The organism is Candidatus Proelusimicrobium volucris (assembly GCF_959605025.1).
Lineage (GTDB): Bacteria > Elusimicrobiota > Elusimicrobia > Elusimicrobiales > Elusimicrobiaceae > Proelusimicrobium > Proelusimicrobium volucris.
The window spans coordinates 37,034-59,004 of record NZ_CAUHCY010000005.1 but is presented as its reverse complement, the minus strand read 5'-3'; the positions used below and the strand labels follow the sequence as shown (position 1 = coordinate 59,004).

The following is a 21,971-nucleotide window of genomic DNA, read 5'->3' as shown; positions in this document are numbered from 1 at the left end:
TAATTGTTTATATGGATATACATTTTATAATGTGGATTATTTTCTGGGTGGTAATCGCTATCGCCCTGTTCGTAGATCTTGTAGTGGTAAAACATCATCACGGCAAGGTTAGTATCAAAGAGGCTTCTCTTATGGTTGCGGCTTGGATTGCCCTCGCGGCTTTATTCGGCGCGGCCGTTTGGCTTACTTTAGGGCAGACTAAAGCCTTGGAGTTCTTTACAGGCTATGTGATAGAATATTCGCTATCCATTGACAATATGTTCGTTTTTATCATGATCTTTGCCTACTTCGCCGTCCCGCCGGAAAACCAGCCGAAAGTATTGATTTGGGGTATTTTGGGCGCAGTCCTTATGAGGTTTATCTTCATCTTTATAGGCGTGCAGCTTATCACACAGTTTAAGTTCATGATTTATATCTTCGGCGCACTACTTATATATACCGCTATTAAAATGTTAGCGCATAAAGAAGAAGAGTTCGACCCTTCCAAAATGCCGGTGCTTAAAGCCTTAAAGAAAATTATGCCCCTAAAAGACAATTACCACGGGGAAAACTTCTTTGTGAAAGACGCGGGCAAACTGTTTGCCACACCGCTTTTCGCCACTGTGTTGGTTATTGAAACTTCCGACTTGATCTTCGCGATAGATTCCATTCCCGCGGTGCTTTCCATAACCCACGATACTTTTATCGTTTACACTTCCAATATCTTCGCCATAATAGGATTAAGATCGCTTTACTTCCTGCTGGCGGGCATGGCGGGCAAATTTGAATATCTTAAATACGGCATAGCCGCAGTGCTGGTATTCGTAGGAGTAAAAATGCTGATTTCGCATTTCTACCATTTCCCCACCGCTTTATCGCTTTTGGTAATAGTGGTTATATTGACCATAGCCATAGCCGCTTCCGTAATACGTAAGAAGCGAGTTGAAGCGAAACAGAATTAATATTATTAAAGCCCCGTAAAAACGGGGCTTTTTAATTTAACCGATAAAAATAACCCCGCCGCGATAAAACTCTCCGCTGTCCCTAAAGACGACTATCTAAAATACATAACCCTCATACGCGCGGATATATTTTTAAGCATATTGCAAGCGGGTAAGCAAATTTGCTATCCTTGTTAAACAATCGGCTTTAGGGGGCGACCAGTTTCGACAGATATCTCTGAGGTTCGGTTGCAGGTACCGGTTGGCCAGGCCGGTTAAAATAGGGCCAAAATAATTAGTTGGCAACAACTACAACAACAACGTTTGGGCTACTGCCTAAACCCGTTTGCTCTTCTTCGCCGGCGGGCGGAGTATAACGGTCAAATCAGCCGGATGCGGGCGGAAAGGTTCGTTTAGCCTAATCCGTCTTAAGACAAACTAAACAAGCGCGCAAGCAGCAGCTTCGGGCAAGCGGGCGCGTTCTTATGCCGAAGCTAAACCTGTAGGAACCGTGCTGTATGGATGTTTGGACGCGGGTGCGAATCCCGCCGCCTCCACTTGATATGGAAAACCGCTTTTGCGGAGTTTTAACCGATTGCTCAATACCGTTTCGTTACAGGAGCATTGTATGGCGATATCAGACATAAAATTCGGGACCGACGGCTGGCGCGGAATTATTGCGTGGGATTTCACTTTTGAAAACGTGAGGAGAATGGCGCAGGCCTTGGCCGATTTTATCAATCTAAACGCACCTTCCGATTTGGGCGAAAAAACAAATATTGCCGCTGTCGGCTACGACAGAAGATTTTTATCCGATAAATTCGCCGCAGACATCGCAAGCATACTCAAATTGAACAAAGTAGATGTAACCCTCTTGGACAAACCGGTAACGACGCCGGTAATGAGCGCCCTTTCCTATACCAAATTTTGGATTACCATAATGGTAACCGCCAGCCACAATCCACCGCAATACAACGGAATAAAAATAAAGGTGGACGGCGGTTCGATCTCGGGCAGACTGACGAAAGAAATCGAGGAAATGCTGGATCAAAAATCTATTTTGTATATACCCGGCCATCAGGTGGAAGCTACCTCGGGGCTGGAAAAACTTTATTTTAAATATATTGCCTCAAAAGTAAACACAAAAAAGGCAGCCTCTTTAAAAGGTAAAGTGGCGGTTGATTATATGCACGGCAGTGCTGCCGGCTATATGCAGCAGCTGTTGGGCGAAAAACGAGTTGTAGCCTTAAACGACAGCCACGATCCTTGCTTCGGAGGGGTTAAACCCGAACCCAAAGAAAGCAGTTTGACCGAACTTAAAAAGACGGTTGTCAAAGACAAATGCATACTCGGTGCGGCTTTTGACGGCGACGGGGACCGAACCGCCCTCATTGACGAAAAAGGCAAGTATCTAAGCCCCTGTATGGTATCGGCCATAGTATTAAATCACTTGATCAAGACGAAAAAAGCTGCCGGAAAGGTACTTCAATGTCTTTCAATGGGCTATTTAAACAAGCGTATAGCCAGAGCGGGCGGCTTGGAATTTGAAGAGGTGCCCGTAGGATTTAAACATATAGCCGAACGCACTGCCCTTGAAAAAATAGCTTTCGGCGCGGAAGAGTCCGGCGGTTATTGCTGGAACGGACTTATGCCTGAACGCGACGGCCTTACCTTGATAATGTTCATTATGGAGATTATGGCTTCAGAGAAAATGGCTTTAAGCGAATTGGTAAAAGAAATAGAAAAGGAATACGGCGCAAGCCATTACCAAAGAAGAGATTTTAAACTTTCAAAACATATAGATAAAACCGCAATGGCCGAAAAGCTTAAAAAGAAACTGCCAAAAAAGATATTGGGCCATCACGTCGCGGAGACATACACCTTTGACGGCCTTAAAATAATTCTGGATAATGACGAGTGGCTGCTTATCCGCCCGTCCGGAACGGAGCCCGTCCTCAGGCTATACAGCGAAACGGGTGACAAGAAACAGACTGAAGCTTTTTTGGATTTCGGAGAAAAACTAGCCTCCGCTTTTAAATAATCGTTTATGAATCGCATACAAAAAATAATAATAGTTGACGATTCCGCCGTACTAAGGACTACCATACAGAACGCTCTAAACAGCGAAGGCTATGACGTTATGGCTACGGCGCAGGGCTCGCAGGAGTTGTTTAACGCCTTAAATAACGGTTTTATCCCCGATTTAATACTGCTGGATATGTTCTTCCCGGAGGAATCCGGTATGGATATACTTAAAAGCTTAAAGGAAACTTATCCCAATATTAAAGTTTTGGTAATAACAGCCATGCATAGGGAAAGCTTAAATAAAGAAGTCAAAGCCGCCGGCGCAGACGATATTCTATACAAACCCTTTGATATGGACGATTTGACCTTGGCCATACAAAAGCTGGCGATATAGCCCCCTTAATAATGCCAAGCGCGCCCAATGACGGCTTTATTTCGCTACGAAGATCCCTTTCTAAGGAATAACAATCTAATAGACATAAAACAAAAATCCCCCGTTTTTACGGGGGATTTTATAAATATGAATAAGCAAAAACTTATTTATCGCCGTCTTCCTTTTTAAGGGTTTCCCTTAAAAATTCCGCCACAATATCGCGCGCGCCCAAGCCGAACGCTATCGCAAGACCAAGGCCCATCGACGCAAGCAATATCAATATAACATCGTTAATCAAAGCAAAGTTGATATTTACCTGCTCCAACGCCAAAAGTATCGCGAAGATAACAACCACTACATTTATTATCTTGGAGAAGAACACCCCCCCTTTTATATTGTTGGCTTTAGCAGAGTTATGTACCACATTCTCCACAAAACGGCCGAAAATCAATCCGGCAAAAAGTATCACTATGCAGGCAAACAATTTCGGGATGAAAGCAAGCAAATTATAAAGCAAAGTCTTTATCGTGCCCAAACCCAAAGAGTCGGCCGCTATCATAATGAAGGTTATCATCACCGCCCATGAAAGCACAAACGCTATAACATAGGTTGGGCTTTTGCCGAATCCGATTCTGGTTAGTATCTCGTTTACGCCGATTTTGGAAGTCCAAGTGTCCAGTTTTATCGCGTTTAAGAGTCTGCGTACTATCGCGCTTGTCCATCTGGACAAAAACAAACCCAAAAACAGCATCACAAGAGCCACTATTATACCCGGTATCAATTCCACAGACTTGTTGAAAAGAACGACAAACGGCTCTATGGTGCGGTTGGCTATAGTTTCCAATTCAGAACTCATCTTAAATCTCCTTATTTATACTCTAATTTCACCAATTTGTATTTGCGTTTGCTCTTAGGCAGAGAAACTTCAAAAGTATCGCCCTCTTTGCAGCCCAATAAGCCAGACGCCAGCGGCGTCTTGACGGAAAGACGGCCCTCATCGGGGTTGGACTCCATCGATCCTACCAAAGTATACGTTGTTTGCTCACCGTCGGATAAATCCTCTATCGTAACTGTGGCGCCAATTCTGGCTTCCGTACGGTCTACGTCCAAATCATCGGTAATCTGAGTATTGCGCAGCCGTATTTCCAAATCGTTTATTTTTGACAAGGTCTCGGCTTGCTTTTCCTTCGCGGCAACGTATTCCGCGTTTTCTTTAAGATCGCCTTGTCTTGCCGCCTCGCCTATTTCCTCGGAGAGCTGTGCTTTTATTTTCTTTAACTCGTCAAGTTCCGCTCTCATCTTCTCATAGTTTTTGCGGCTTAGATAAAAAATTTCACTCACTGTCTGTCCTCCCACGCTTTAGGCCATAAGCTCTAAAGCTACTTTTTATTATAACATTATTATCGCTTTGGCAACATAACCAACAATAATCAGGATAAATGATATAATTGGATAAAGTATTTTTAAAAGGGGATTGTTATGAAAAGATTATTGACGATTTTTTTCTCGTTGTTTTTAGTCTCAAACCTCTTTGCGGCAGATGATGCTAAGGCTCTCGGCAAAGACCCTATAATAAAAGCTATGGATGCGGAGCTAAAACGCTCTATGAAGAAATTATCCAAGTTGGATCCTCCCATCTATTTTCTCTCCTATCAGATCAACTTGGAAAAAAATGTATCAATAGCATCCACCTTGGGCGAAAATGCCTATTCCTATAAAAATAACCGCTATACCGCCGACATCGACGCAAGAGCCGGCAGCAGGGAACTTGATAATACCCGCAAACTTAAATCCTTAGACTATGGGCAACGCAATCCAAATATTCTTGTAAACGGTTATATGCCATCGCCAAAACAAATAAGGAATATGCTTTGGATTTTAACCGAGGACGCGGTAACCTCGGCTCAAGAAGATTATCTTAAGGTAAAGACAAATGCTCTGACATCCTCCCAGCGGGAAGATAATTCCAATGATTTCTCCGACAAAGGCAAAGCTGCTTCTTATTATGCTCCGATAGCGGATTCCCCCTTAATATCACAGCAAATGCTCGACGAGATGATAAAGCGCACGGACGAGTATTCAGCCATATTCAAAAATCAGGATTTTATATTGTCCTCGGCAGTATCTTATTCCGCCACTCTGAACAATAAATATTTCGTCAATTCGGAAGGAACAAAAATAGTACAGGGGCAAATATTGGCCAGGCTGTCATATAATATAACATCCCGCAACAAAGACGGTATGATTTTGGAAAGGAACAATTATTACGATTTTACCACCCCCGAAGAAATCCCCTCTTCCGAAAAGGTAATCAGCGACATAGAACAGTCCATAGCCGAACTCAAAACCTTGCAAAATGCGCCAGCGGCAGAACCTTTTCACGGGCCTGTAATATTAAGAAACAGGGCTACAGGCGTATTCTTCCACGAGATTTTGGGACACAGGGTTGAAGGACACCGCCAAAAAGACGACGACTTCGGACAGACTTTCACCAATAAAATCAACGAACAGGTAATATCACCGTTAATAAGCGTATACGATAATCCCACAATGAAATACTTTAACAATATCCCGCTGCGCGGATATTATGCTTATGATGATGAAGGCGTCGCCTCCCAAAATGTAATGATAATCGAAAAGGGCGTTTTAAGTAATTTTCTTATGAGCCGCTCACCCATAAAAGGCTTCGACGTTTCCAACGGACACGGCAGAAAACAAGCCGGGTATCGTCCGGTATCCAGAATGGGGGTGACAATAGTTGAAGCCGAACAAACAGTACCGTTTGACACTCTAAAGCAGATGCTCAAAGAGGAAATAAAGAAACAAAACAAGCCCTACGGTTTGATAATAGACGATATTTCGGGCGGATTTACGATGATAGACACTTCCAATCCTCAGGCGTTTAAAGTCAACCCGCTGTTGGTATACAAAGTCTATCCCGACGACAGACCCGACGAAATAATCCGCGGTGCCGATATAGTGGGAACGCCTTTAACCAGCTTTAACAAAATAATAGCCGCTGCAAACGATTATGACGTTTTCAACGGGTCTTGCGGGGCGGAATCGGGCTGGGTGCCGGTATCGGCCATAGCGCCCAGCGTATTGATATCGGAACTTGAGGTGGAAAGGGTACAACGCTCTTATGACAATCTGCCGATACTTACTCCGCCGCCGGCTGAAGAAAACAAGAAGGGAGGCAAATAAAATGAAGAAATTTCTGATTTTAATATTTACGCTGTTTTTTATCGGCCCTTTAAACGCGTCTGACTTTAAAACTACGCAAGAGACAGTCTTTAAAGCGATGCGTGACGAGATGGCCCGCACGATGAAAAGCCTTAAAACAAAAGGAATGCCAAGGCCTTACTACGCAACTTATAAGGTTAAAATACAGGATTTTTTTGCGGTCAACTCTTTTATGGGGGAAGAGTTTTTTGACGCTTTATCTAAAGGCGACGTAAGCGTAAGCGTAACGATGCGCGTCGGGAACGAAAAAACGGACAGCAGTTTCTTTGAAAACACCGTAATAACCACGGCCGGCAGCCAACTGCCCAGCCTCTCTTACGGCAGTTTAAGACAGGCCCTATGGCTTAAAAGCGACCAAGCCTACAAACAAGCATTGGACCAGTATACAAAGAAATTGGCTTATTTAAAGAAAAAAGAAGTCAAGGAGGAAAACCCGGACTTCTCAAAAGCGGAAATCTCGTCCGACAAACCACAGCTGGAGTTTAAGCCTTTTGATAAAGACTACATAATTTCCCTGGCCGAAGAAATGTCCGCCCAAGGCAATGTCAAAGAGCTCAAAAGGTTCTATACCCGCATATTCGTTTCCCATGAGCCGACATTCTACTTATCAAGCGAAGGCGCGGAATACATAAAAGACGAGTCCAATATAACCATTTATTTAAGCGCGCAGGCCGATACGCCGGAAGGCTTTCCCCTGAATGCCTATAGAGTAATGGTCTATAAAGACATGTCTGAACTCCCATCCAAAGAAGAGCTGATAAAAACGGCGAAAGATTTATCTTTGGAAATGCAAAAAGCGGTTAACTCGCCAAAAGGCGAGGCTTATATAGGCCCAGTATTATTGGAAGAGGAAGCTGCAGCGACTTTATTTGACAGGGTTTTCGCCAAAAATGCTCAAAAAACAAAGAAGGTGCTTTCCCTTAACCGTGATACAGACTATGATATGGGGGACTTCGCCAGGAAAAAGGGCCTCAGAATTATGCCATCAGACTTCAATGTAACCGACGATCCGCAAATAGAGTCTTTCAACGGCCGGAAACTTATGGGGGCCTATAAAGTGGACGATGAAGGCGTCGCGCCAAAGAAGTTGCAAATAGTCAAAAACGGAAAACTGACTGACCTCCCCGCCACAAGAAGTTCTGGCGAAACAAACGGACATGCCAGGCTAGGTTTTTTTGAAGAAAAACTTTTTGCCCAAGCATCGGTCAGCAATTTATTCTTTCTTCCGCAAAGGACATTTTCAAAGAAGGAACTAAAAGAGGAACTGATGAAAACCTGCCGTAAGGAGAATTTGGATTATTGCTATATAATCCGCCGTTTTGACGGGTCCAATATAATGGCTTATAAAGTGGACGCCAAAACCGGCGAAGAAACTTTGACTTACGGTTTGGAAATGCCCAGCCTTTCGACAAGAACTCTAAGAGACATTATCGCCGCGGGAGACGATTTAAACGTTTTCAACTTTGCCTCCAACACAGAGCCCTATTATTCCATAATATCGCCTTCGGTAATCTTAAGCGAAATGGAACTTAAAGAAAGCCAGGTGGAAAACAAGAAGCCGCCAAAGTTGAAAAAACCTCCCCTGAACTGATCAATTTAGATAAGGCCGCCTGTTTAAAGGCGGCCTTTATTACGGCAAAAACTTTTTACGCGGATAAAGCAAAAGCGGATTGACACCCCTTGCCGCCTTGACTATAAGATATCCTTTTGTTACCATATATTTCTAAGTATGGATAATCAAAATAACAATATCCCTTTGATACTTAATGAGAATAGAATATTTATCATAAGGGAAAATATAACTAAGGCGGATTTGGTTTCCAAGTTGGTGCATTCGATTTGTGTGGATCTGCCTAATTTAAACGAAGAGGAAGTGCTTTCTTCCGTATTAAAGAGAGAGCAAGGTATCAGCACTACGCTGGATACCGGATTGAGTATTCCCCACGCCAGGGTGGAAGATTTGGACGCGTTCCAAGCGGCTTTGGCAGTACTGCCTGCACCGATAAAGGACGATTACGGCCTAGACGTAAAGGCGATGTTTTTGTTCTTTTCGCCGGCGGGGCAGCCTTATTTTTCCAGCCATTTGAAACTTCTGGCCGCCTTGGCCGAGAAGTTTAACTCCGATTTTATAAAAGAGCTGTCGGAAACGGCCGATAAGGGCCGCCTTTTAAAGAAAGTTTCACTCTAACCCACTATGAATGCAGACCCCTCCGCGGAAAAAACAAGCAGATTTAAACTGAAAGGCGTAGTCGTAATGACTACCGCCATGCTGACTTTTATAACCTTTTGGAAAGCCGCGGCGATAGTGCTATGCGACTTCGGATCGAGCGCATTCTATGCCGGCAGCATAGCGATGAAGGCTATCGGGCCGGCTTTCCCTTGGTACATATTGGCGATAATGATATTCGCCGGGCCGATTTTGCTTATGTATATGGAAGCCTGTTCCATGTTCACCCGCGGCGGGATATTCCCGGTAGTCAAAGCGGGGCTGGGCGAAAACGCCGCGAAATTAGCCACCGCCGCGATATTGTTCGATTTCCTCCTCACTGGCCCTATCAGCGGTATATCCGCGGGGCAATATATAGTGGGTTTTATAAACTCGATATTGGAATTTATAAACGTAGATACCGCTTTGACCGGCGACGGCTTTTCCATTTTATTTGCCATAGCTGTAACCATATATTTTTGGTATCAGAATATAAAAGGGATTGAAGACTCCAGCGAGAAAAGTTCTCACATAATAAAATTTTCCGTAATGGTATGCGCGATAGTGGTGGTATGGGCAATTATTACTTTATTTATAAAAGACGGCATATCCCTCCCGCCCATAAAACCACACTTTAACGAGCATTCTCTGGGCTGGGCGGCGGATATACCGTTTTTACAGCATATAGGGATATTCGGCATACTGATGGCGCTTGGGCACTCAGTATTGGCTTTGAGCGGTATAGAAACATTGGCGCAAGTGTTTAGGGAAATAGAGTATCCCAAAATAGAAAATTTGAAGAAAGCCGCTTTAATCATCTTTGTGTTCGCCTTGGTATTTACCGGCGGTTTGACTTTTCTGGCCGCACTGATTATCCCCCCAGACCTTATAGTTACTAAATATCAAGACAATCTTTTGGCCGGATTGGCGATGAACTTAAGCGGGCCAACGGTATTTAAATTGATATTGCAGGCTTGTATAGTGGCGGCGGGCGCAGTAATGCTTTCTGGCGCGGTAAACACCTCCATAATCGGTGCCAACGGAATTATGAACAGAATGGCCGAAACGGGCATATTAACCGATTGGTTCCGTAAAATACACCCCAAATACGGAACTACTTATCACATGATAAATATGATCTGCGTAATGCAGATTATAGTGATACTGTTTTCCAGAGGCAATTTGTATTTAATAGGCCAGGCTTATGCCTTCGGCGTTCTGTGGAGCTTTGTGTTTGAACTGGCGTCAATAGTTGTTCTGCGTTTTAAAGAACGGGAGAGGAGGCGCCTTTTCCTTATGCCTTTCAACATAAAATTTGACCATTATTTGATACCCGCAGGCGGTATTTTAGTGGTAATAGTAGTTGTATTGCTGGCGCTTACCAATTTAATTACCAAGCAAGTCGCGGCCGTTACTGGCATATCTTTTGCGGCGTTTTTCTTTTTGATATTCAGTGTATCGGAAAGATTAAACGCGCAGAAAGCCAACGACATTTTTGAGGAAGGACACCGCGAGAAATTAAATCATATTGAAACAGACACTTTGGAAAAGGCCCTATCGGCGCTAAGCAAGGAAAAAAGAATCCTTGTCGCGATGCGCGATCCTGACAATATGTATCCGCTTGATGCGGTGCTTAAGGATTTAAAAGACGACGAAACCGACGTAATAGTACTCTATGTCAAACCCGTGGGACATTGGCGCATAGGAAAGCGTGAAATGGCAAAAACCGTTGACGAAAATGAACTTTTTACCAATATTATTTTAACGGCGGAGAAATACGGACACGAGGTTTTCCCCATAGAAATCAACAGCAATGAAGTCTTCTACGCCATAAGCCAAGTGGCGATTGCGGCCAAAGCCAAGGAAATTATTATGGGCGTTTCCGGTTCATACGGCGCGCATGACCAAATGGAACGCTTGGTAATGGCCTGGGGCGTCCTGCAAAACGGACAGCCGCATATTCCTATGACGGCCAGAATACTTTGGGAGGGAAGGGAAGTTTCCTATAAATTTTAACTATGGCTATACTGAAAATATATAAATACGGCGAAGATATTTTAAGCAAAAAGACGCGGCGCGTAAACTTCAACCTTATGGAAAAGAAGCTGCCCAAAATAATAAACGATATGACGCAAACCTGCCTTGCGATGAACGGCGTAGGGCTTGCCGCACCGCAAGTGGGGCTTGATTTGTCGATAGCGGTAGTAATGTATCCGCTTGATGACGAAGGCGAAAAATACAAAAGATACGTTTTAATCAATCCGGAAATATCACGCCAGGAAGGCAGCGTAATAAGCAATGAGGGCTGTTTATCGTTCCCGGGTTTGGACATAAAAGTAAACAGGGCACAGAGAATAAACGTAAAATATATTAACGAAAAAGGTATGCCCGTCGAGATAAGAGCCGACGGTTTCTTGGCTATAATCATGCAGCACGAAATAGACCATTTAAACGGACGGGTATTTATAGATTTGCTCCCGCCCGCGGAAAAGGCCGAAGCCAAGAAAAAGCTGGAGCTTTTGGCGGAAAAGTGGTAATATAAATTCGCATATCCGCACCAATATTTTTAAAGAAAAAAGAAGCGCTTAAAAAAGCGCTTCTTTTATTTTTATAAAACTTTATTTATTCGGATTTGGGGCGCGGAATATTTTCAAGTTCGTTAATAAGGCTATGCAAAGTAGGCTGGAGCTTGTTTACGTATTCATTCTCAAAAGTGTTTATACGCTGCTCAATTTTGGCAAGCGCTTTTGAAAACTCCAAATTGCGTTTTTCTTCCACCAGTTTGATTTCTTCTATCCGATAGTGCAATTCTTTAAGTTTTTCCTTAATTTCCGCCGCTTCGCGCGCGTTTAGCGCACCGCTTTTGGCAAAAAGACGCCTTGCATCCAAAGCTGCGGTCGTCGCCGCAGACGGTGCGTCTTCTAAAAGGTCAAAATCATTTTCCTGTTCTTTCGGGCCGCAAGCTCTGTATTTGGCTATAAAATAAAACAAAAACACCAAACAAAGAAGGAAACCCGCTAAGCTAATAATTATTGTAGGCATATAGATATATTACCATATTCGCAAATATTTTGACTTTACTTTTTTTCGTCCATGGAGGATTTTTCTTCTTCGGGGCGGAATTCTTTATCCAGCACTTTTAAAGCTCTGTCTATTTCGTCCACCACCAAATATATCCTGCTGGGCGAACCGGCGAAAGAACTGCCAAATATCGTAGTGATATTTATACTGTTTCCGCTTAACACTCTGCCTAATTTCGCCATTATGCCGGGGCGGCTGTCTACTTCTACGCAGATGGCTTCCGTCCTTACCGCGGTATAGCCGCCGCGCGTCATCAGGTTAAGAACTTCGTGTTTATCGCGTTCGCTGTCGCTTAAGACGAATTTAACCACAGCGGCTTCATAACGGACTTCAGAAGACAGCCCAGATATATCCAATCCCGCCGAGTATAGCAAATTGGCAAATTTTTCCAAAGCGCCAGGTTCGTTTATCAAAAATACGCTGTATTGATTTACTTTAGATACTTTCATAAACACCCCAAAGTCTTATTTATTATTTTTAGCATTTCTTTATGGATTTTGCCGTTACTGCCCAAAAATTCCGCTCCGTACCGCTCCAATTCGGAAAGTTCCCGTCCCTTAAAATCGGTAACTTTCCCGCCGGCCTCTTTTATTATCAAAGTGCCGGCGCAGCAGTCCCAAGGATTTATCGAAAATTCCCAATATCCGTCTGCGCGGCCGCAAGCTATCCAACAGCAGTCCAAAGCGGCAGAACCGCTGCGGCGGACGTCATGGCTTTCAAAAAGAAAATCGGCAAATATCGGGATATGCACTTTCCTTATCGGAGCGCGATCATAAGGGAAACCCGTTATCAAAAGGCTGTCTTTCAGCTTGGCAACGGAAGACACTTTTATTTTCTTGCCGTTAAGTTTTGCGCCTTTGCCTTTAACCGCGGTAAAGAGCTCCCCTTTAAAAATGTCCATAACCGCGCCCATAATCGGCTCGCCGTTATCGGTAAGCGCCACCGATACCGCACTGTGCGCGAAAGTATGCGCGTAATTTGTTGTACCGTCTATCGGATCTATTACCCAGACATAGCGTCCTTCCTTCTTTAGGCCGGATTGTTTTTCCTCCGCCAAAAAAGCGTGATCTGGGAAGGCTTTTGATATTATTTTTACTATTTCTTTTTGGCAGGCTATATCCGCGGCCGTAACCAAATTGCTTCTGCCTTTAAGCTCATATCCAACTTTCCCTATATGCCGCTTGGCCAAAGCCGCCGCGCGCTTTACGGCTTTTATCATTATTTCGTATTTCTTTTTCATAATGAAAGGGCCTCTTTATCGTTTAAATAGTTCTCGACAAAAAGCATAGCTTTGCAATCGTCTTCATTGTACATAAGCACTTTATCAAGCTGTTCCTTATTGCCGGTTTTAAGCCAATTGGTGAAGTATACCATACTGTCCATGGCGCCGCAGTCGTCCTGGCGCCAGCGGAACCCGAAAGCGGGCGCGGCCGCTTTTAAAGACAAGCTGGGCGCGGGCAAATAAAAGGCCTTTTCCACCGCTATCTTCAAATCTACGCAGAGCGACACCAATTTTTCCAAATCGGTTTTTATGTCGGGATATTTTTCGCATAAAGAACGCATTTTCTTTACTTCATACTCCGTCCAATGATACAACACCGCATCGTCTTGGCCGACATAATCGGCAAACTGCTTGAATATAATTTTCTCCTCGCTCTCGTCTTTTGCCACGAAGTAGACAAATTTGTCCGCTTCCTTATCCCATATCCCTATAAGATACACAAACGATATGCTGTGCGCGGTAAAAGTTTCCGTAGCCTCAAAGTCGAAATACAAATTCCGTTTTTTTGGCGACGGCGGCCAATGGGAGACATCCCTCTTTACAGGCATATTCTCGTGATAGGCCAAAGCGTGCGCGTAAGTTTCCACGGCCAGGGCCTCATCGGCGACGGGCTCTTTTAAAATCTCTTTTATTTTCTCCAAACCCGCTTTATATACGTCTTCGTAAGTAGCGAGGCCGTTATCTCTCAAAACTTTGCGCATTTGCGCGCTTAAATGCGGAAAGAGAACCAAATCTTTGTTCTTGAAAACATATTCGTTAGCGTATACCCGCCAAGGCGAGAGAGCGGCCTTTGGGGGCTTCTTCGCTTCGGGCAAAAGTTTTTTCTCCCTAATGTCGTGCCATTGCGCGACATATTCCAAGGCGCGGGGCAAAACTCTAACGCAATCTAAAATTTGTTCTTTCTCTTTAAGAATAAAAAGGGCAGATCCGTGATTGTAATTTTGTATCTCGGCAAGAATATTGTTCATTAAAGCGGTTTGCATGGAATAATGCTCTTTAAGTTCGCCCGCGCGCTTAAGCTGGACTATCTTGTAATGATAATCGCCGAAAACGCTTTTGCCCTCGTTTACCTTAAAAAGCAAATTTACGCTGCCGTATACGCCACGGGGCTGTCTTAAATCCCAAAGCACTCCGCCGATGATACCGTCATCGCCCCTGGCCATAGCCTCAAGCGTTTTTTTGAATTTTTCGCCTTCGCTTGAGCCGCATATAACCGTAACTTTTTGGCAATGAGCATATATCCACGCGTCGCGGTTGCTCTTATCGGTTTTACCGCGCAGATGTTCATATAAATTAGGCTCTTCTACCGCCGCCTCTTTTGGTGCATGGAAATTGCACCATAAACCGAAAGGGTCCTGCAAAAGAATAAACATTTTACCCGCGGGAAAATCTTGCGGGCAGGGCGTTCTGGAAGCGGAAAATTTAGCAAACAATTCCTCTGTCATTTAATATATTTTATATTTTTAATATTGTTTAGCCAAATGCCGTCCGCTCTATAACGGTGGGGCTCGGCGGGTAATAATACGAAAAACGAATATTTTTTGGAAGGAGCTCTTTTTTTCGTTTAAAATAAAAACGAACAAAAAAAACAAATCGGGCAAGCAGGAAACTTGCCCGATATTTTTGGGTTTAAATAATTCTTTTCTTACTGCTGCGCAGCCTGCTGCCGAGCCTGTTGAGCCTGCTGGGTTACCACGTCTTCCAGCATTTTCTGGTATTTGGCGACCTCATTTAACAGTTCCTGATTACCCTGCTCTGCTGCCAAGGCATTGGCATTGGCGAAGTCCTCCCGAGCCTTATCGAAGTTACCCTGCTGGGCATAACTCAAAGCTCTGGAAAAATAACTTGCCCCATCTTTATTGTCCAGCTCTATCGCCTTGGACAAATCTTCCACAGCCTTTTGCGCGTCGCCGTTTTGAAGAGTCTGCATACCCCTCATCTTGTAGGCAGATGCTATATTGGGATTGATTTCAAGCGCGGCGTTTATTTCCTTAATGGCTTCCTCGCCTTTGCCCTGCTCCATAAGTATAGAAGCGGCGCCAATGCGCGCGTCCGGCAAATTGGGATTCATCGCCGAGGCCTGGCGGTAGTCTTTCAAAGCGGCCTCTTTATTGCCCGCCGCCGCATTGACTATCGCCCTGTTATAATAGACCTCAGGCACATCGGGTTGGCGCTGGGCCAGCTCGTTGAATTTATTTAAAGATTCTTGGTAGTTCCCGCTGGCGTATGCGTTGGAAGCGTCTTTGAAAAGAGCCTCCGATATCCCGTCCCTTACGCTCCTTTTCTGCGTGCTTACGCCGCGCGCCAAATTAGAAATGTTTTCCGCCTGTATGGCGCCTTCCTTATTGCCTTGCTGCTCGTATAGAGCTTTTGCCGCGTCCGCGTCCGCCGCGGCGGCTTTGCTGTTGCCCATGGACGAAAGCAGCTTGGCCCTGTTTAACAAAGCAGAAGCGTTATTTTTATCGGCCTCTATCGCTTTGGAATAATCTTCATACGCGGCTTTATAATTCTTATTTTGCATATTGAGCGCCGCGCGCTGGGCGTATAAATCCGAAGGCTTGGAAGATAATTCTATCGCTTTATCCAAATCCGCCACCGCACCCTGATAATCGCCCTTCGCCATTTTTTCTTTGGCGTCGGATGTATAATCCAAAAGGTTTTTCTTAGCGGAGCCTTGTTCTTGCGCCATTTTCTCGGAGGCGGAATTAAGGAAGGAATTAAAATCGCCCAGGTCGACTTCGCCGGAATTGAGCCCCGCCGATACCTGCTTAAATTTCTCCAGCATATTCTTATTGTCGCCGTTTTTCAGGCTCTCCGACATTCCGCTCAAACTGCGGGTAAGTTCGCTTTTTAGTTTAGCCGCCGTATTTCGGTCTGCCGCGGGAGAAGAAGAAACCCTCAGTTCCTTCGCCGTTTTAGCCATATCCGCCTTTGCCGCGGCCGAATTTTTATTTAAAGCCGCACTTTGACTTTTGATTAAGTTCAACGCTTGGGCGGCCTGCATATAATTTGCTCTGTCGCCCGCGGAGGCAAACAGTTTTTGGGCCTGCGCAAAATCTGCCATCGCTGGCCTTATTCTGGCTAAATTGATATTGCTCACGCCCCTGTTATAATAGGCCTGCGCCAAGCTGGGGTTTAAATTCAAAGCCGTACTCAAGTCCATATTGGCGCGTTCATAATCGCCGTTCATCATTAAAGCGGTGGCTCTGCCCAAATATAAATCGGCCGAATTGGGATTCAAAGACAAAGCCTTGTTATAGTTGTAAAGCGCGCCTTGATAATCGCCTTGGTTCATCAGCAGGGCCGCTTTGGCCGCATAGGCTTGCGGCTCGTCGGGGCGGAGGCTTATTATCCTATCCAATCCCGCAATCATATCCCGCGGATCGGAAGCGGCGTTGAAAGATTCCAAAGCCTGCCTAAGCGCCTCCTGCGCAGGATCCGCCGCCACGGTATTCTGCGCATAAGTAGCCTTCTGCGTCTGCCCCATATTCTTCAATTCGCCAAGCAGATAATATCCGCCAAAACCCGCCAACGCGGCGCAAAGCAATACCCCGATAACAAGACCCGCGAAAAATTTCATTTTTTATCCTCCCCTTTTTCCGTGCTGTAAGGGCAACGGTTGTTCATAAGACAATACTTGCAATGGCGGGTATCGGGCTCAAATTCGCCCGCTTCTATGCTTTGCCCCGCCAAAATAAAAGTATCAAGTATAAACTTCTCGTCGAAAATTGAAAAATCGGCCGATATTTTCTTGTCCAAAGCGACAAAATACATCGTCGCTTTCCCCTTTTGCATATTCCACGCGCGCCGCGCGCCGATGCTGTATATCCCCAGCTGAAGAGAATCTTTTATGTCGAAATTTTCATCCATCGCCGCGTCGGTTTTATAATCTATCACTTCCCAACTGCCGTCGGGCAAACGATCCACCCGGTCTATCTTGCCGCGGAAGCTCCATCCCTCGTACTCAAAAATAAATTCCCGCTCCGTACTGTCTACCGTAGTGTCGCGCGAATATTCTTTCTGCTCATACACCTCAAGCATTCGCTTGCCCTTAAGATAATATTCCATCTGCTCGCCCGCACTGCCATAGCCCGCGCCAAGCCAAAAACGGTTATAGTATCTAAGCAGTTCGCTCGGGTCGTTGCTTTGCGCGTGGTACGCCTCCAAGGTGCGGTGTATCGAAACGCCAAGCGACGTCGCAGGGATAAGGCCCTCCCTTTTACCGTCTATATATTTCAGCTTGAAAAGGTACGGGCAATCCCTGTATGTCTTTACTTTGGAATAATTTAATTCCTTAGGATTGTTGGGTATCATTTTTATTTCTCAAAAAGTGCACCAAAGTATCGCCGTATTTCTCTTCCCTGTAAATTTCCAGAGAGGGCGGCACGGCAAACTCTTCCGTCTTGTGATGCTGCAAAATTATTATACCGTTATCGGCCAAAAGTTTGGCCTGCGCCACTTTTTCCAGAACCGGAGCGGAAAATTTAAGCGGCTTGTTGTTTATGTCCCTGTACGGCGGACCCATAAAAATAATGTCGTAGCCTTCGCCCTCGCTGTAAGCGTAGAGCCAAGCCAAATCTTTGGCGAGCAAATCGCCCTTTAGGGATTTACCCCTGTCTTCAAAGCCCAAATGCTCCAAATTACGCCTTTGCGCTTTAAGGCAGGCCGGCTCCTTATCCACCATAACCGCCTTAAGCGCGCCGCGCGACAAAGCCTCCAAAGATACGTTCCCCGTTCCCGCGAACAAGTCAAGCATAATTGCGCCCGTTATGCGCGGGCGGATTATATCAAAAACCGATTGCTTTATCCTGTCCGATATCGGTTTGACAGGTAAGTTTTTGGATACAGAAAATATTTTGCGGCCCCTGGCCGTACCGGCTATTATCCTCATACTATATGTGCGCTATGCCCTCTTTTATGGCGTATCTTATAAGATCGGCCTGCTTGTGTATATTTAGCTTCCTCATTATATTATTGCGGTGCACGTGTATTGTGTTTACAGAAAGGCCGTATTCTTCGGCCATGCGTTTGCTGCTGTATCCTTCCGCGATAAGCTGTAAAATCTCTTTTTCCTTGGGGGTAAGCTGTTTTCTGCGGCGCGCCCTGCTTATCTTGCCGCCGGGGAGGCCGTTCTCAAAATAGCCTTTTACAGAAGGTGAAAGAAAAACTTTATCCTCCGTTACGGCTTTTACCGCCTCCAAAATTTCGTCGGCTTCGCTCACCTTAACCACAAAGCCTTTGGCTCCCGCTTTTAACGATTTTTCCACCGTAATTCTGTCATCGTACATGCTAAGCATTATAACCTTGGACGAAGGCTGCGCCTTCTGAAGTTTGTAAGCAGTTTCTATACCGTTTAAAACGGGCATTGAAACATCTACCAAATATACGTCCGCGCCTTCCTTCTTGGCAAATTCAAGCAGGTCCTTCCCGTTTGAAAAATCCGCTACAAGGCGCATATCCTTTCCTTTGCGCTCCACTACGGCTTTTATGCCATCGCGTACTATTACGTGATCATCAGCCATCGCTATTTTTATCATAGAAACCTCTTATATGAAATTATCGGGCAAACAACCTTTATTTTTGTTCCCTTTCCGCGTTTGCCTTCTATAGCCATACTGCCGCCGATATAGGATATATTTTCTTTCATTCCCAGTATCCCCAGTTTGTCGGCGGATTTGCTACCCTCTTCCTCGTAGCCGATACCGTTGTCTTCCACCAAAAGCAGAATTTTGTCCGCATCCTGCTTAAGGCTTATTTTCACCTTATCGGCTTTGGAGTGTTTAACTACATTGTTTAAAGCCTCTTGAACCGTTCTGAACAGGACGGTTTTTACGTCTTCGGAAAGTTTTACTTCCTCCTCTATTTTATATTTATAGTCTATTTCAAGAGAAGAACTTTCCGCAACGCCGTCGACCAAATGCCGAAGGGCGGCGTCCAGCCCGACATCGTCGAGCTGAGGCGGCCTCAAATTGATTATGGCCTTCTTCATTCTCTCCATGGAACTGGCCACCGCTTTTTGTAATTTGTCCGCGTCTTTAAGAGCTTGAGCCTTTTTGCCGTCTTTTATGTCTTCCTTAAGGATAGACAAGAGAGAATTTATCGCTACCGCGGCCGAACCGATTTCGTCATGCAGAAGAGAAGCTATTTTCTTTTTTTCCGCCTCTCGGTTATTCATCAAAAGGCGAACCATGCTGGGCGCCTCGCCTTCCGCAACGCTATAGGACAAATTTTGCGTTTCCGGCTTATCGTTAACCTTTCTGACTATGCCCAAAACCTTATCTACTTCCCCGTTTTCTTCGCCAAGAGGCACAAGCATAGTCCGGTACAATTCCGGCTTTTTCTTGGAGCCGTCCAAAAACCATTCATAAGATATTTTCTGATTTTCGAAAGCCTTTTTGTGGGAATTTACGTGCAGGGCGCTTTTCTTTACCTGATCTTTGAAGTTCTTCGGAAATTCGTTCCCGCAGCCGTAAATAAAGGCGCATTTATGGCTTCTGTCCAAAAGATACAGACAGGTATATTTGGAAGCGGAGGTTTGGCTAGCCTCCGGCAATTCCTTTTGCGGCGCGCAGGAAAAATCCAGCTCCTTCTTGCCCACGCGGCAACAGAGCGAATTTTTTTTCTTACAAATATCCATAATTTTATTGTACTAATTTTCAATTATGTTTTATAGTTACATAAATTGATATAATTAAATAATGAATATATTTAAGTCTAAGTTTTTTATACTTTCCTTTATCTGCGCGGCGCTGTTCGTCATATTTGTTTCCGCGGCGGTTACATACTATATCGTATCGGGTATCCCCCCCGTTTATGAGCTTGAGGAATACTCCCCTTCTTTAACCACTAAAGTTTTTGACAGGAACAATAACCTTATATACGAATTTTCCGTGGAAAAACGACAACTCGTCCCGCTTGACGAAATACCCGTAGACATCCAAAACGCCGTAATTGCGATGGAAGACAGAAATTTTTTTAAGCATGCCGGGTTCTCGCTCAAAGGCATTTTGAGGGCTTTGATAAACGACCTCTTAATAGGAAAAGCCGCTCAAGGCGGTTCTACGGTGACACAACAGCTTTCCAGGGGCGTATTCCTTACAAAGGAAAAGAAAATCATTAGAAAAATAAGGGAAATTTTCCTTTCCGTACAAATAGAACACGCTTTCAGCAAGCAGGAAATCCTGCAAATGTACCTTAACGAAATTTATTTGGGTGAAGGCGCTTACGGCGTTAAAGCGGCCGCGAAGAAATACTTCAACAAGGACTTAAGCGAACTGACTTTAGGCGAAAGCGCCATGATGGTTGGAGTAATTCCCCTGCCCAGCAGGTACAATCCTTTCGCGCATCCTGAAATGGCAAAACAAAGAAGGGCTTTGGTATTAAACTCCATGTTGGAAATGGGCTTTATAACCGAAGATGAAGCCAAAGCCGCAAAAGAGGAACCTTTGCCGGAAAAGAAACAAGCCGACGAAAAGCCCGGCCTTTACTTTATTGAATACGTAAGACGCATACTCGAACCCAAGTACGGTATGGATACCTTTTGGAAAGGCGGTCTTAACATTTATACCACGATAGATATAGAAAAACAGGCCCTTGCCGAGCAGATAATGAATGAACGCCTGCACGAATACGATTTAAAAATAGCCAAGAATTTGGGTATAGAAATTATAGACGAAGATATCCCCTCGGAAGAAAACCTCGAAAACGAGGACGAGCAAACCTCCGAAGAAAAACCCGAACAGGAAGAATATCCCCAACTGCAAGGGGCGTTTTTCGCCAGGGACGTCAAAACGGGTGCCATACGGGTAATGGTGGGAGGAAGGAACTATGAAGAATCCCGTTTTAACAGGGCAACTCAGGCCAAAAGGCAGCCCGGATCCGCTTTCAAACCATTTGTTTGGATGGCCGCTTTGGAAAAGGGCTACACACCCTCTTCAATGGTAAAAGATTTGGAAATGGTGTTTTATTACGACGGTTCCAACTGGCGCGTATTTGACGAAGCAAAAGACCAATATTCACTGCAGCTGGCGGCGCAGCCTTTTATGTACAGCAAAGATTTTGACGTCTGGGCGCCGAGGAACTTTGGCGGCGGATCTTCCGGTTTTTCCACTTTAAGAAGAGCTTTGGAGCTTTCCAAAAACCTCGTGGCGGTAAACCTGATTGACGCCGTAGGCGTAAGGAACACGATAAACGTGGCAAGAAGGGCAGGCGTAAAATCGGCACTGCCAAATGCACCGGCTTTGGCTTTGGGCGTATCCGTGATGAGCCTTGACGAACTTGTCAGCGCGCTCAGCACCTTTGCCAATAACGGTATTTACGTTGAGGAATACGCCATAGAACGCGTGGAAGACCAAAACGGACGCGTGCTGGAACAGCATATCCCCAACGAACGCGAAGCGTTTTCCCCGCAGGATTCTTTTATTCTCATAAATATGATGAAAGGCGTAGTACAGCGCGGCACAGGCGGAGTAGCCAGAGCATTAAAAAAGCCTTTAGCCGGTAAAACGGGAACTTCGCAAAGCCACAGAGATACCTGGTTTATAGGAATGACGCCCAATATAGCAGCGGGCGCGTGGATGGGATACGACGATGATACATCACAGGAAAGCGGACGCTGGACCGGCGGCGGAGCGGTAGCCCCGTGGTGGACGGCAATAATGCAGGAAGTATTAAAAGACGAACCGGCCGACGACTTCCCCGTACCGGACGGCATATCCTTTGCTTTTATCAATCCCGATACGGGCAAGCTGGCTTTGCCGGGCGATAAAAACAAATTCCTGGAAGCGTTCAAGAAAGGGACGGAGCCGAGCTCTTTCTAAAGTTAAATTTCAGAAAATGCCC

Annotated in this window: 20 protein-coding genes and 1 other RNA gene; 10 read left to right on the top strand and 11 right to left on the bottom strand. The window is 45.0% G+C overall.

Translation table 11 applies throughout. The features are described 5' to 3' along the window. Positions 1 to 11: 11 nt before the first annotated feature. The 4 genes from ACQY3M_RS05715 (at position 12) to ACQY3M_RS05700 (ending at position 3,339) form a co-directional block, all read left to right on the top strand. Positions 12 to 941 (top strand): TerC family protein, encoded by a 930-nt coding sequence (locus tag ACQY3M_RS05715; protein ID WP_428066659.1) that lies wholly within the window; start codon positions 12 to 14, stop codon positions 939 to 941. A 190-nt stretch (positions 942 to 1,131) separates the two neighbouring features. Further along, positions 1,132 to 1,480, top strand: a transfer-messenger RNA (tmRNA) gene (gene ssrA / locus ACQY3M_RS05710). Between the two features lie 68 nt (positions 1,481 to 1,548). Further along, on the top strand, positions 1,549 to 2,961 hold the full coding sequence (locus ACQY3M_RS05705) for a phosphoglucomutase/phosphomannomutase family protein (RefSeq protein WP_428066657.1): 1,413 nt from the start codon (positions 1,549 to 1,551) through the stop codon (positions 2,959 to 2,961). Between the two features lie 6 nt (positions 2,962 to 2,967). Continuing rightward, positions 2,968 to 3,339, top strand: a complete 372-nt coding sequence (locus ACQY3M_RS05700) for a response regulator (RefSeq protein ID WP_428066656.1) — start codon at positions 2,968 to 2,970, stop codon at positions 3,337 to 3,339. Between the two features lie 142 nt (positions 3,340 to 3,481). Here the strand turns inward: ACQY3M_RS05700 and ACQY3M_RS05695 are convergent, their stop codons facing one another. Together ACQY3M_RS05695 and ACQY3M_RS05690 are read right to left on the bottom strand one after the other, a co-directional pair. Then, positions 3,482 to 4,174, bottom strand: coding sequence for a mechanosensitive ion channel family protein (locus ACQY3M_RS05695; protein WP_428066655.1), 693 nt, complete (start codon positions 4,172 to 4,174; stop codon positions 3,482 to 3,484). Positions 4,175 to 4,185: 11 nt separating this feature from the next. Continuing rightward, complete coding sequence (locus ACQY3M_RS05690; RefSeq protein WP_428066654.1) at positions 4,186 to 4,659, bottom strand: GreA/GreB family elongation factor; 474 nt, start codon at positions 4,657 to 4,659, stop codon at positions 4,186 to 4,188. Between the two features lie 138 nt (positions 4,660 to 4,797). On the opposite strand from ACQY3M_RS05690, the gene ACQY3M_RS05685 reads away from it, so the two are divergent. The 5 genes from ACQY3M_RS05685 to def all read left to right on the top strand — a co-directional run bounded on the left by ACQY3M_RS05685 (position 4,798) and on the right by def (position 11,304). Beyond that, complete coding sequence (locus ACQY3M_RS05685; RefSeq protein ID WP_428066652.1) at positions 4,798 to 6,522, top strand: TldD/PmbA family protein; 1,725 nt, start codon at positions 4,798 to 4,800, stop codon at positions 6,520 to 6,522. A gap of 1 nt (position 6,523) precedes the next feature. After that, a complete protein-coding gene (locus ACQY3M_RS05680) occupies positions 6,524 to 8,152 on the top strand; it encodes a metallopeptidase TldD-related protein (protein WP_428066651.1) in 1,629 nt (542 codons plus the stop codon). A gap of 138 nt (positions 8,153 to 8,290) precedes the next feature. Further along, on the top strand, positions 8,291 to 8,749 hold the full coding sequence (locus tag ACQY3M_RS05675; RefSeq protein WP_428066649.1) for a PTS sugar transporter subunit IIA: 459 nt from the start codon (positions 8,291 to 8,293) through the stop codon (positions 8,747 to 8,749). A 6-nt stretch (positions 8,750 to 8,755) separates the two neighbouring features. Beyond that, positions 8,756 to 10,783, top strand: a complete 2,028-nt coding sequence (locus tag ACQY3M_RS05670; RefSeq protein WP_428066648.1) for an APC family permease — start codon at positions 8,756 to 8,758, stop codon at positions 10,781 to 10,783. 2 nt (positions 10,784 to 10,785) lie between these two features. Further along, complete coding sequence (gene def / locus ACQY3M_RS05665) at positions 10,786 to 11,304, top strand: peptide deformylase (RefSeq protein WP_428066647.1); 519 nt, start codon at positions 10,786 to 10,788, stop codon at positions 11,302 to 11,304. Positions 11,305 to 11,389: 85 nt separating this feature from the next. On the opposite strand, the gene ACQY3M_RS05660 is transcribed toward def, so the two are convergent. The 9 genes from ACQY3M_RS05660 to ACQY3M_RS05620 form a co-directional block, all read right to left on the bottom strand. Further along, positions 11,390 to 11,809, bottom strand: coding sequence for a hypothetical protein (locus ACQY3M_RS05660; protein ID WP_428066645.1), 420 nt, complete (start codon positions 11,807 to 11,809; stop codon positions 11,390 to 11,392). A 35-nt stretch (positions 11,810 to 11,844) separates the two neighbouring features. Continuing rightward, positions 11,845 to 12,297 carry a hypothetical protein gene (locus ACQY3M_RS05655; protein ID WP_428066644.1) on the bottom strand — a complete coding sequence of 151 codons (453 nt, stop codon included), beginning with the start codon at positions 12,295 to 12,297 and terminating at the stop codon, positions 11,845 to 11,847. Beyond that, on the bottom strand, positions 12,294 to 13,088 hold the full coding sequence (locus ACQY3M_RS05650) for an inositol monophosphatase family protein (RefSeq protein ID WP_428066642.1): 795 nt from the start codon (positions 13,086 to 13,088) through the stop codon (positions 12,294 to 12,296). Before ACQY3M_RS05650 ends, ACQY3M_RS05655 begins: the two co-directional genes overlap by 4 nt. Continuing rightward, the gene (locus ACQY3M_RS05645; protein WP_428066641.1) at positions 13,085 to 14,575 is read right to left on the bottom strand and encodes a TM0106 family RecB-like putative nuclease; all 1,491 of its coding nucleotides are present in this window, start codon (positions 14,573 to 14,575) and stop codon (positions 13,085 to 13,087) included. The genes ACQY3M_RS05650 and ACQY3M_RS05645 overlap by 4 nt, the downstream gene beginning before the upstream one ends. Positions 14,576 to 14,775: 200 nt before the next feature. Next, complete coding sequence (locus tag ACQY3M_RS05640) at positions 14,776 to 16,710, bottom strand: tetratricopeptide repeat protein (protein ID WP_428066640.1); 1,935 nt, start codon at positions 16,708 to 16,710, stop codon at positions 14,776 to 14,778. Continuing rightward, entirely contained in the window at positions 16,707 to 17,444 is a 738-nt protein-coding gene (locus tag ACQY3M_RS05635) for a RecB family exonuclease (protein WP_428066638.1), read from the bottom strand. The genes ACQY3M_RS05640 and ACQY3M_RS05635 overlap by 4 nt, the downstream gene beginning before the upstream one ends. Next, a complete protein-coding gene (gene rsmD, locus ACQY3M_RS05630; RefSeq protein ID WP_428066636.1) occupies positions 17,425 to 18,021 on the bottom strand; it encodes a 16S rRNA (guanine(966)-N(2))-methyltransferase RsmD in 597 nt (198 codons plus the stop codon). Before rsmD ends, ACQY3M_RS05635 begins: the two co-directional genes overlap by 20 nt. Position 18,022: 1 nt before the next feature. After that, positions 18,023 to 18,667 (bottom strand): response regulator, encoded by a 645-nt coding sequence (locus ACQY3M_RS05625; RefSeq protein WP_428066634.1) that lies wholly within the window; start codon positions 18,665 to 18,667, stop codon positions 18,023 to 18,025. Further along, complete coding sequence (locus ACQY3M_RS05620) at positions 18,664 to 19,767, bottom strand: sensor histidine kinase (RefSeq protein WP_428066633.1); 1,104 nt, start codon at positions 19,765 to 19,767, stop codon at positions 18,664 to 18,666. Before ACQY3M_RS05620 ends, ACQY3M_RS05625 begins: the two co-directional genes overlap by 4 nt. Positions 19,768 to 19,828: 61 nt before the next feature. Here ACQY3M_RS05620 and ACQY3M_RS05615 point away from each other — a divergent pair, with 61 nt between their 5' ends. Further along, positions 19,829 to 21,949 (top strand): penicillin-binding protein 1A, encoded by a 2,121-nt coding sequence (locus tag ACQY3M_RS05615; RefSeq protein WP_428066629.1) that lies wholly within the window; start codon positions 19,829 to 19,831, stop codon positions 21,947 to 21,949. The last annotated feature ends 22 nt before the right edge of the window (positions 21,950 to 21,971 follow it).